This is a genomic window from Sulfuricurvum sp., from assembly GCF_049305995.1.
In the GTDB taxonomy this organism is placed as follows: domain Bacteria; phylum Campylobacterota; class Campylobacteria; order Campylobacterales; family Sulfurimonadaceae; genus Sulfuricurvum.
In genome coordinates, this window is record NZ_JBAQPS010000300.1 from 1 (window position 1) to 9,345 (window position 9,345).

At 29.2% G+C, this 9,345-nt stretch carries 10 protein-coding genes; all 10 read left to right on the forward strand.

Going from position 1 to position 9,345, the window contains the following annotated elements:
- A partial coding sequence (locus WA010_RS10320; RefSeq protein WP_422557030.1) for a hypothetical protein occupies positions 1-201 on the forward strand: 201 nt, incomplete at its 5' end.
- A 3-nt stretch (positions 202-204) separates the two neighbouring features.
- Positions 205-900, forward strand: coding sequence for an acyltransferase (locus WA010_RS10325; RefSeq protein ID WP_422557031.1), 696 nt, complete (start codon positions 205-207; stop codon positions 898-900).
- Positions 897-2,156 (forward strand): hypothetical protein, encoded by a 1,260-nt coding sequence (locus WA010_RS10330; RefSeq protein WP_422557032.1) that lies wholly within the window; start codon positions 897-899, stop codon positions 2,154-2,156. The genes WA010_RS10325 and WA010_RS10330 overlap by 4 nt, the downstream gene beginning before the upstream one ends.
- Positions 2,153-3,229: a glycosyltransferase gene (locus tag WA010_RS10335; protein WP_422557033.1), complete on the forward strand. Its 1,077-nt coding sequence runs from the start codon at positions 2,153-2,155 to the stop codon at positions 3,227-3,229. The genes WA010_RS10330 and WA010_RS10335 overlap by 4 nt, the downstream gene beginning before the upstream one ends.
- Positions 3,226-4,164, forward strand: a complete 939-nt coding sequence (locus WA010_RS10340) for an NAD-dependent epimerase/dehydratase family protein (protein ID WP_422557034.1) — start codon at positions 3,226-3,228, stop codon at positions 4,162-4,164. The genes WA010_RS10335 and WA010_RS10340 overlap by 4 nt, the downstream gene beginning before the upstream one ends.
- A 57-nt stretch (positions 4,165-4,221) precedes the next feature.
- Entirely contained in the window at positions 4,222-4,416 is a 195-nt protein-coding gene (locus WA010_RS10345; protein WP_422557035.1) for a hypothetical protein, read from the forward strand.
- Positions 4,394-5,764: a hypothetical protein gene (locus tag WA010_RS10350; RefSeq protein WP_422557036.1), complete on the forward strand. Its 1,371-nt coding sequence runs from the start codon at positions 4,394-4,396 to the stop codon at positions 5,762-5,764. Before WA010_RS10345 ends, WA010_RS10350 begins: the two co-directional genes overlap by 23 nt.
- Positions 5,765-7,126, forward strand: a complete 1,362-nt coding sequence (locus tag WA010_RS10355) for a sulfatase-like hydrolase/transferase (RefSeq protein ID WP_422557037.1) — start codon at positions 5,765-5,767, stop codon at positions 7,124-7,126. It abuts the gene before it with no gap.
- Positions 7,127-7,131: 5 nt separating this feature from the next.
- Positions 7,132-8,046 (forward strand): glycosyltransferase family 2 protein, encoded by a 915-nt coding sequence (locus tag WA010_RS10360; RefSeq protein WP_422557038.1) that lies wholly within the window; start codon positions 7,132-7,134, stop codon positions 8,044-8,046.
- A 115-nt stretch (positions 8,047-8,161) separates the two neighbouring features.
- The gene (locus tag WA010_RS10365) at positions 8,162-9,118 is read left to right on the forward strand and encodes a sugar transferase (protein WP_422557039.1); all 957 of its coding nucleotides are present in this window, start codon (positions 8,162-8,164) and stop codon (positions 9,116-9,118) included.
- The last annotated feature ends 227 nt before the right edge of the window (positions 9,119-9,345 follow it).

Genomic DNA, 9,345 nt, shown 5'->3' on the forward strand with positions numbered 1-9,345 from the left:
GATATACCCTCCCTGCAATATGTGTATGAGTATAATAGATTTAAATTAAATGATCCACAAAATCTTGAAGAAACGTTGCGTAAAGTGTTAAATAATGTATACACAGAAGACATAGTAAAGTATTATGAACAAATTAAATTAGAATATAATACTGATCTTATTATTCAGCAACATAGAGCACAGATGAGAGAGAAACATTAATTCATGATTAAATTTTTAATGAACAATATCTTAAATAAGATCAATAAGCAAATTGATTTTAACAGTATTGGGATTCTTGATATTGTAAAATATTTATTTGCTAAATTATATCCAGGTATTTTCAAATTTATTTTCTATAAATTTTTATTAAAAAAATGTGATGGTTTGTTTATCGTTGGTTCACGTACTAAAATAGTATTTAAAAACAAACTTTCTGTCGGTAAAAACTGTTATATCGCAGATGATTGTTACATCAATTGCCTTTCGAAGCAGGGGGTGATTTTGGGTGATAGAGTAACGATACGTGAAAAAGCTTGGTTGCAAATTACAAGTGATTTATCCAATTTAGGCGAAGGTATTATGATTGATTCAAATGTGTATATTGGTCCTAATGCTATTTTGGGTGCAGCCGGATTGTTGCATATCAAATCTGGAAATCAAATTGGAGCCAATGTACAATTCATTGCAGAGAACCATATTTTTGAAGACGGAAATCATTCGATTGCAGAGCAAGGAACCATACGTAAGGGTATTATAGTTGAAGAGAATTGTTGGATTGGCAACAATGCCATTATATTGGATGGTGTTAAAATAGGTGAAGGATCTGTGATAGGTGCTGGTTCGGTAGTAACCAAATCTATTGAGCCATTTTCTATTGCTGTTGGCAACCCTGCTAAAGTTATAAAAAAACGAATATGAAACTGTCCCTTTTATTTTTTAATAATAAAGCTAGTGTTCTTTTGACATTATCGATGTTATGGGTATTTTTTGGCTTTAAAATAGGGGTAATTCCTATTAATGGAAGTCTTGAACATGGTGTTAGGCTTGATGATATTGTTTTAATTTTATTATTTTCTTTTTTAATCATTAAAAAAGTTGATTTAATGATTATACATCCTGAAATAAAATATTATTTTTATTTTGTTATTTTTTCCCTTGCTAGTTTTTTAATTAATTTTGCATTAGGTAATGTTGATTTAGGTGGTGTGTTATATGTTGTAAGATTAATTGAATATATGATTTTTTTTTATATTGGACGTTATCTGACAAATTCTGAGCTTATAGATAAATTTTTAATTTTTTATCTTTTATATTTATTATTTATTATGCTTGCACAAAAATTTTTACTTTTAAATATTGGTGTTAGTTTTGACAATAGACCAGGAGGAAATTTGGGTGGACCATGGGAATCAGCAATGGTTGGTTCATTTTTGGTATTTTATTTTTTATCTAAAAAACACTATCTATTTACATTATTAGCACTAATAGTAGTTTTAATGGCTGCTTCAAGAATTATGGTTTTTGCAGTTTTTGTGGTTATTTTTTACAATTATTTTTGGAAATCAAATAAAATTGTAAGCATAGTCGGGCTTTTATCGATGATTTTATTAATAGGAATTTCAGACATAGAAGTTTTAAGTCGTTTTTTATTGCTTTTTCAAACAGATATATTTGGACTATTTGATAATTATCTTGAAGAGATTAAAGCATTAGAAATGACACGAGAGGGTTATTTTTATAATGCATATGAAGTCTTAAATATAAATGCTATGTCTGATGATGGTGATGCAAGTACATTGATTAGGGTTTTTAGATGGCTTTATCTTGTAATGATAACTTTTAACTCTAATATCGCTATATTAATCGGGTCTGGTCCATCGTTCGCGTCATTAGCGGTTGATGGTTATTATGTTCGTGTTTTTACAGAAACAGGGTTGATTGGCTTGGGATTTTTTATATGGTTTTTATCTAAAATATATCGATATTTTTATTCATATTGCAAATTTATGAGTTATTATCTTATAGTATTGATAATTACTGCTCTGTTTCTAGATGACTTTGTAGCATTTAAGCCAATGATGTTTTTATGGTTATTCTTAGGGGTGGCAGCTCAAAAAAACAATTTATCATTTAAAAAATTTGAGATAGAACAATTAGGAGAAAAGAAAAAATGAAGAAAATTTTATTTGTTCAAAGACTAGATGCTGTAAATAAACATGGAGGAGATCACAGCTTATTGCTATATTATAAAGGCTTATTAGAAAAAAGATTAGGATTTAACTGTGAAGTTTATACAAATCAATCAATTTTAGATAGCTATGATTGTCTTTTTTTCTTCAATATAGATCGTCCTATGTATTATTATGATTTAATAGAAATTTGTATAAATAAAAAAACACCCTATGTGATTTATACCTTACATCATCCAGAAGAAGGCATATTAAATTATTTAAAAAATGGGACTTTTGGAATTAGAAAGTTTATTTCTTTTTTATCCAATTATGATCCAGTAAGATATGAAAAATATTTATCTGTACTAAAGTCTTTAAAAAATTTAACATTGAAAAGTAACTATGACATTAGAAAAGTGCAAGAAAAGATTATATTAAATGCTAAATTTGTTTTTACAAGTTCAAAGCTTGAGGCTCTTGAAATTGAAAAGGATATATGTACAGGCAATTTTGTGACCTTGCCTCATTACTATGAAACAAAAGAGTGTTTTTTAGAAAAAGAAAAAAATCTTATCGTGTGTGCAGGTAGAATCGAATCAAGGAAGAATCAAATTGTAGTCTTAAAAATTGCAAAACTTAACCCAGATAAAAAGTTTGTTTTTGTGGGTAATTATAATGATACAGACAAGAAATATGTAAATTTGTTTAAGAAAATAGCAAGCAATATAAATAATGTAGAAGTAGTAAGTGGTTTGAATAAAAATGAGTATTATCAATATTTATGTAGAGCTGATATTTTCATATCTTTGAGTTATTTTGAAGTAGTTTCTTTAGTAGAGTTAGATGCTTTTGCAGCAGGTTGTAAAATGATTATTGGAAAATATTCGTATATTACGGAGTTTATAGATGGAGATGATATTCAGTATTTAGATTTTCATGAATTTAGAAATTTGGATTTTTATGTTAAAAAGCTTCAAGATATAAATATTAAACGAGATTATAGAAATTTAAATTTACTCAGTGAAGAAGTTATTAGAGAGATTCTTGAGAATGTGTTTATAGGGGAAGTGGTTTGAAAAGAGTATTAATAATTGCAGGTAATGGCTTTATAGGTTCAAGGATAAAAACAATATTTAATGAAGATGCAGAAGTAGAAAGCATTATCGTTTTGGATGAGAGAGATTCAAGATTTCAGCAAACTGCTTTATCAAAGGTTATTAATATAAAATGTAGTTTGGAAGATATGACAGTTATTAAAAATGCAATTTTAGACTATCAAATTTCACATATTGTCTATCTTTATTCTGCCACAGTACCTGCTACATCAAATAATATGATTGACATTGATATAAAAAATAATTTGCTACATTTAATTGCGATTTTAGATATTGCTGTTGAATTAAATATTAAAAAAATTGTTTATGCTTCAAGTGGTGGTGCCATATATGGGAATATTAATGACGAATTTATTAGTGAAGAAACATGCTCAAACCCAATATCATCCTATGGCATTATTAAGAATACTTGCGAACAATATCTTGGTTTGTATAATAAACTTTATGGTTTGAGTTTTATTTCACTTAGAATATCCAATCCATTTGGTCCCATGCAAGATCCAAATGCTAAACAGGGCGTAGTTGCAAAGTTTATTTATTACGCATTAAATAAGCAAATATTTGAAATTTGGGGGGATGGTAATATTATCAAAGATTATATTTTTATTGATGATGTTGCCAGAGCTTTTTTAAAGTCATTAAATATTGATTACTGTGGAAATATAAATATTGGAAGCGGTGTTGGTGTAAGTCTCAATGATTTGATAGATACAATTGAAAAGATATTAAATATTAGAGTAGAAAGGAAATATATTCCAAAAAAATCACATGATGTAGAAAGAAATGTGTTATCGATAATTAAGGCTAAAGGACTTTTGGGTTGGCAATCAAATACAACTTTACATGACTCTATATTAGAAACTATAGATTGGCAGAAGCAATATTTTAAGTTATGAGGTAAGTATAGTCATGAAAAATAGTATAAATAAAATATAGATGAGGAACTCGTATAGATGAAATTATTGTTGATATTAGGTTTATCATTTTCTTGTCTTTTTGCATACATAGACTCTGGTACTGCAAGTATGGCGTTACAAGCTTTGGTTGCGGGCGTAGCTGCCGCTGGGTATACTATGAAAATATATTGGTTTAAGATAAAAAGCTTTTTTAACTCAGAAAAAGAAGATGATGGAAATGCACAAAAATAGTTCTTCTTTTCGTGACCCGTCAGGGTTTGTATTTGTAGAAGATGAAACTGTATATCGTCAGATCAATCAAGAGTATTTTTGTGAGTATGATAGGCTAATGACTTCTGGACTGTATGATAAGCTAGTAGCAAAAAATATGTTAGTCTCACATACAGAAATTAAAAAGTATCCTGATAAAATTATCATTCAGCCGAATACTATAAACTTTATAACGTATCCATATGAATGGGCTTTTTCGCAGTATAAAGATGCTGCATTGTTAACGCTTGATATTCAAAAATTAGCATTAGAACACGATATGACATTGAAAGATGCTAGTGCTTTTAATGTTCAATTTGTTGGTTCGGTTCCTGAATTTATAGATACATTGTCATTTGAAATGCATACTAATGGAAATGGATGGAATGCTTATGGCCAATTTTGTAGGCATTTTTTGGCACCTTTGCTATTGATGTCAAAAGTTGATTTATCACTCAATAAATTAATGTTATTAAATTTAGATGGCATTCCGTTATTATTGGCTACAAAACTTTTGCCAAAATCAGCAATGTTTAGTCCACTCGTATTTATTCATTTGTATCTTCATGCAAAAATGGAAAATAACTCAGTGCAAAGTGATGATAAAAAAGTTAAAATTTCCAAATACGGACTACTTGGTATCATTGACCAACTTCAAAGTATAATAAAAAATCTAAAGTTAAAAACAAACAAAACTGAATGGTCAGACTATTATTCCAATGATGGTAATAATTACACTGATAATTCATTTTCCTTTAAAAAAGAGATGATTGTAAAATGGGCAAATGAAATAAGTCCAAAAAAAGTAGTCGATATAGGGGCAAATACAGGAGTTTTTAGTGAGATATTTTCAAGCAATAGTGAGTGTTTTGTATTGTCATGTGACATAGATACTCTTGCTGTGGAAAAAAACTATATTAGAAATAAAAATGTACATAATTTATTGCCCCTGATAGTAGATATCTCAAATCCAACTCCAGCAGTAGGTTACGATAATCTAGAAAGAGAAAGTTTTATACATAGGGTTTGTACTTTGAAAGCTGATGTCGTTTTGGCACTTGCAGTGATACATCATTTGAGAATCACAAGTGGAATACCTCTGAGTAAGCTAGCTGAATTATTTGCCAAAATATCTAGTGAATACCTCATTATCGAGTTTGTTCCAAAAAGTGATAGCATGGTCGTAGGAATGCTGAGCTCTAGAGAAGATATATTTGATGAATATGACAGTGTAGTTTTTGAGGATATATTTAGTGGGTTTTTTACAATTGTAGATAAAGATAATGTTGTTAATAGTGATAGAATATTATATAGAATGAAGAAAAAATAGATGATAAAATATCCGTTTTATATATTCCTACTTTCTTTTTATCCTGCATTATCACTTTATGCTGCTAATATGCAAGAGTTGGCTTTATTAGATGCAATTATTTATGCTTGCGCATCTTTGATTTTAGTTGTTTGTTTATTTTATTTATTGAATCTTTTTTTTAAAGATAGAGAAAAAACAGCACTTTATTTAGTAGTTTTTTTATTGGTGTTTTTTTATTTTGGGCTTTTTAGACAATATTTCTATGGATTAAACCCTGAAATTTTTAAAACTAAGTATTTGTTGCCTTTAGTTTTTTTATTATTGATTTTATTGTTGATATGGATGAAAAAAAGTTTATATAGATATGACTTCATCGCTCCACCTTTAAATGTTTTTTCTGTAATTATATTGTTCATGGTTGTTTTGCAAATTGGTTTTAATTATAAAAATGTAGTATGGAGTTTTGAAGTACAAATTGAAAGAAATGAATCTAACGTGCAATTAGCAAAAAGTAAAACTATGCCAAATGTATATTTTATAATTCTTGATGAATATGCTGCATTTGGGAGCATAAAGCAGATATATGGATATGACAATGATAATTTTAAAGAATTTTTGACGACAAATGGATTTTTTGTTGCTGAAAATAGTCATACAAAATTTGCCAAAACAATAATATCAATTCCATCTGTTTTGAATATGAAATATGTTAACGCAAATGCTGATATGGGTATTGGATTAAGCTTATATAAGCAGAATGTGGTTTTTAAAAAGTTTATATCATTGGATTATAGTATTGCTTCCTTTGGTTTATTTACGCATACAAATCAAGGGTATGAAAAGTACTATAAATACAAAAACCCATTTTTGGAATATCTTGGCCAAAATTCTATTTTAGAAGTATATATAAGAAGACAAGTTATTAATCAATTTTATGATGGAGACAAAAAAATATTTCAAGAATTGATCCATCTTACTAATAATAAGAGTCAGTTTATTTTTTTACATTTATTGTTACCACATATACCATTTCGATATTTGGAGAACGGTGAGCATCAAGTAATTTATAATGTACAAAATTATTCTGATAAAAATGTGTATTTAGAACAATATATTTATGCTACGAATAAAATTCATGATTTAATAGTAGATATTCAAAAGAAAGATCCTGATGGGATTATCATTCTTCAATCTGACCACGGTTCAAGAAGCGCATATTTTGCCAATAAACTTGATGTTGAACGAGAATCACACTATATTTTAAACGCAATATACATGCCAAATGCTGATTATGAAGGGCTTAAAGATGATATGGAAAACGTTGATACTTTTAAAATATTATTGCCAAAAATAGAAAAGTATATAAAGGAGAAAGAATAAATCCTATGAAAATTACAATTATTATTCCAACATATAAAGCTGAAAATTATCTATTAAAACTTTTAGAATCTTTGCAAAAACAAAGCCTAAATGGATATGAAATTATTGTTATAGATTCATCATCAAAAGATAAAACTGTGGAGATAGCTAAAGAGTTTACTGATAATGTGATAGTGATACCGCAAAATGAATTTGATCATGGTGGTACGCGGGCAAAAGCGGCACAAATTGCAAAAGGTGAGATAGTAGTATTTTTAACTCAAGATGCTTTACCTTATGATGACAAGTCAATAGAAAACATTATTAAAGTATTTGATGATGAAAAGGTTGGTGGGGCTTATGGAAGACAGTTAAGCTATGGTGATACAAATCTTTTTGGTAAACATTTGAGGGAATTTAATTATTCGGATCAGACAATAGTTAGAACTAAAGAAGATATAAAAAAGTATGGGATTAAAACTGCTCAACTCTCAAATTCATTTACAGCATATCGAAAAAATATTTTATTGAAAACAGGAAGCTTTAAAGATGGTTTGATACTTGGTGAAGATGTGTATACTGGAGCCAAGATGATATTGGCAGGATATAGCCTTGTTTATACAGCCGAGGCTAAAGTGTATCATAGTCATAGTTATACCGTATGGCAAGAATTCAAACGGTATTTTGATATTGGTGTATTTCATAAATGTGAAAACTGGATATTAAACGAGTTCGGAAAAGCAGAGGGTGAAGGTATGAAATACATAAAGTCAGAGGTAAAATATTTACTTGATAATAGAGCCTGGTATTTATTACCTGAATGGTTTGTAAGAAATGGTATGAAGTATCTAGGTTATAAGTTAGGGCAAAAATATGAAAAGCTACCTATGTGGATGATAAAAAAGTTTAGTATGCACCATAGATGGTGGGATAAGTTGTAAAGGAATCACTCGAAGCATAAGCATGAAGATGATACTGTTTAAGTCGAGGATGATTTTTCGAGAAATTAATAATAGTTAGTGTATATTTGTGAGTATTATTTATAAAGGTTGAAGATTGATTATTTTAGGAAATAAATACAAAATCACCAAAGAAGAAAAAAACCATCTCTATGGTGTAGTCAAAGATATTTTCTTTGTTGATATTGTTCACGACGTCGATGATGTTATTATTGATAATATTAAAACTTATATCTCTAAACATGAAGTTGGGTTTGTTGTTCTGAATTTAGAGAAAAAGGCTTCTTTGAAGCTTAAAAGCTTTCTCGAAGAGCTCGATTATGATGGTGTTAAGATCATGATTTTTTCGGAATTTACGAACAAATTTTTAAATCGTTGTCATATTGAATTCAATGAAAAAAACTTTGAAGTTTATAATAGTATTCAGCATAATAGTATGAAACTGATTGGGAAGAGAATGTTTGATTTTTGGTTTTCTGCTTTTACATTGTTGATGTTATCTCCTATATTTGTAATACTAGCTGGTTTGATAAAATACAATTCACCAGAAGGACCTATATTTTTCGGACATAAGCGTATCGGAAAAGATGGAAAATTTTTTCGTGTCTATAAATTTAGAACTATGGTTCCCAATGCTGAGCAACGGTTGAAAAAATTACTCGATGAAAATCCCGATATTCGTGCTGAGTATGAAAAAGATTTTAAACTAAAAGTTGATCCGAGGGTGGTGCCTGGGATTGGTGATTTTATGCGTCGAAGCAGTTTGGATGAATTACCACAGTTTTTTAATTCCTTGATAGGGGATATGTCGGTTGTTGGTCCTCGCCCGATTGTCGAAGATGAAGTAGGAAAATATGGAAAATATGCGATTAAGCTGTATTCGGTAAAGCCAGGTGTAACAGGTTTGTGGCAGGTGAGTGGTCGTAACGATATCAGTTATGATGAGCGTGTGGCGCTCGATATGGAATACATCGATAAACAATCTCCGATGATAGATCTGAAGATTATTTTCCAAACCGTCATGGTTATGGTTTTTCGAAAAGGTGCGTATTAAAGCATAGAAGGCCGGGAGACTCTAATTAATTAAGGGATTATTAATACATATGCTTATATCTATAGCTTACTCACTCCAAATCAAAAAATTACACTTAAATATATAGTAAACTTTGATGGAACGAATCTACTCAAACTCATCAAATTTTGGTTCCAGTACTTTAAATAATTTAATTAAGAGCTTCTGATAATGCGGTGCTTTGTCTAAAAGTTTTCGCAGTGCCCATG

Excerpts from the sequence above, each read along its gene's own strand:
- WA010_RS10325 (WP_422557031.1), top strand. The coding sequence starts at position 205 with ATGATTAAATTTTTAATGAACAATATCTTAAATAAGATCAATAAGCAA.
- WA010_RS10330 (WP_422557032.1), top strand. The coding sequence starts at position 897 with ATGAAACTGTCCCTTTTATTTTTTAATAATAAAGCTAGTGTTCTTTTG.
- WA010_RS10335 (WP_422557033.1), top strand. The coding sequence starts at position 2,153 with ATGAAGAAAATTTTATTTGTTCAAAGACTAGATGCTGTAAATAAACAT.
- WA010_RS10345 (WP_422557035.1), top strand. The coding sequence starts at position 4,222 with ATGAAATTATTGTTGATATTAGGTTTATCATTTTCTTGTCTTTTTGCA.
- WA010_RS10350 (WP_422557036.1), top strand. The coding sequence starts at position 4,394 with ATGATGGAAATGCACAAAAATAGTTCTTCTTTTCGTGACCCGTCAGGG.
- WA010_RS10355 (WP_422557037.1), top strand. The coding sequence starts at position 5,765 with ATGATAAAATATCCGTTTTATATATTCCTACTTTCTTTTTATCCTGCA.
- WA010_RS10360 (WP_422557038.1), top strand. The coding sequence starts at position 7,132 with ATGAAAATTACAATTATTATTCCAACATATAAAGCTGAAAATTATCTA.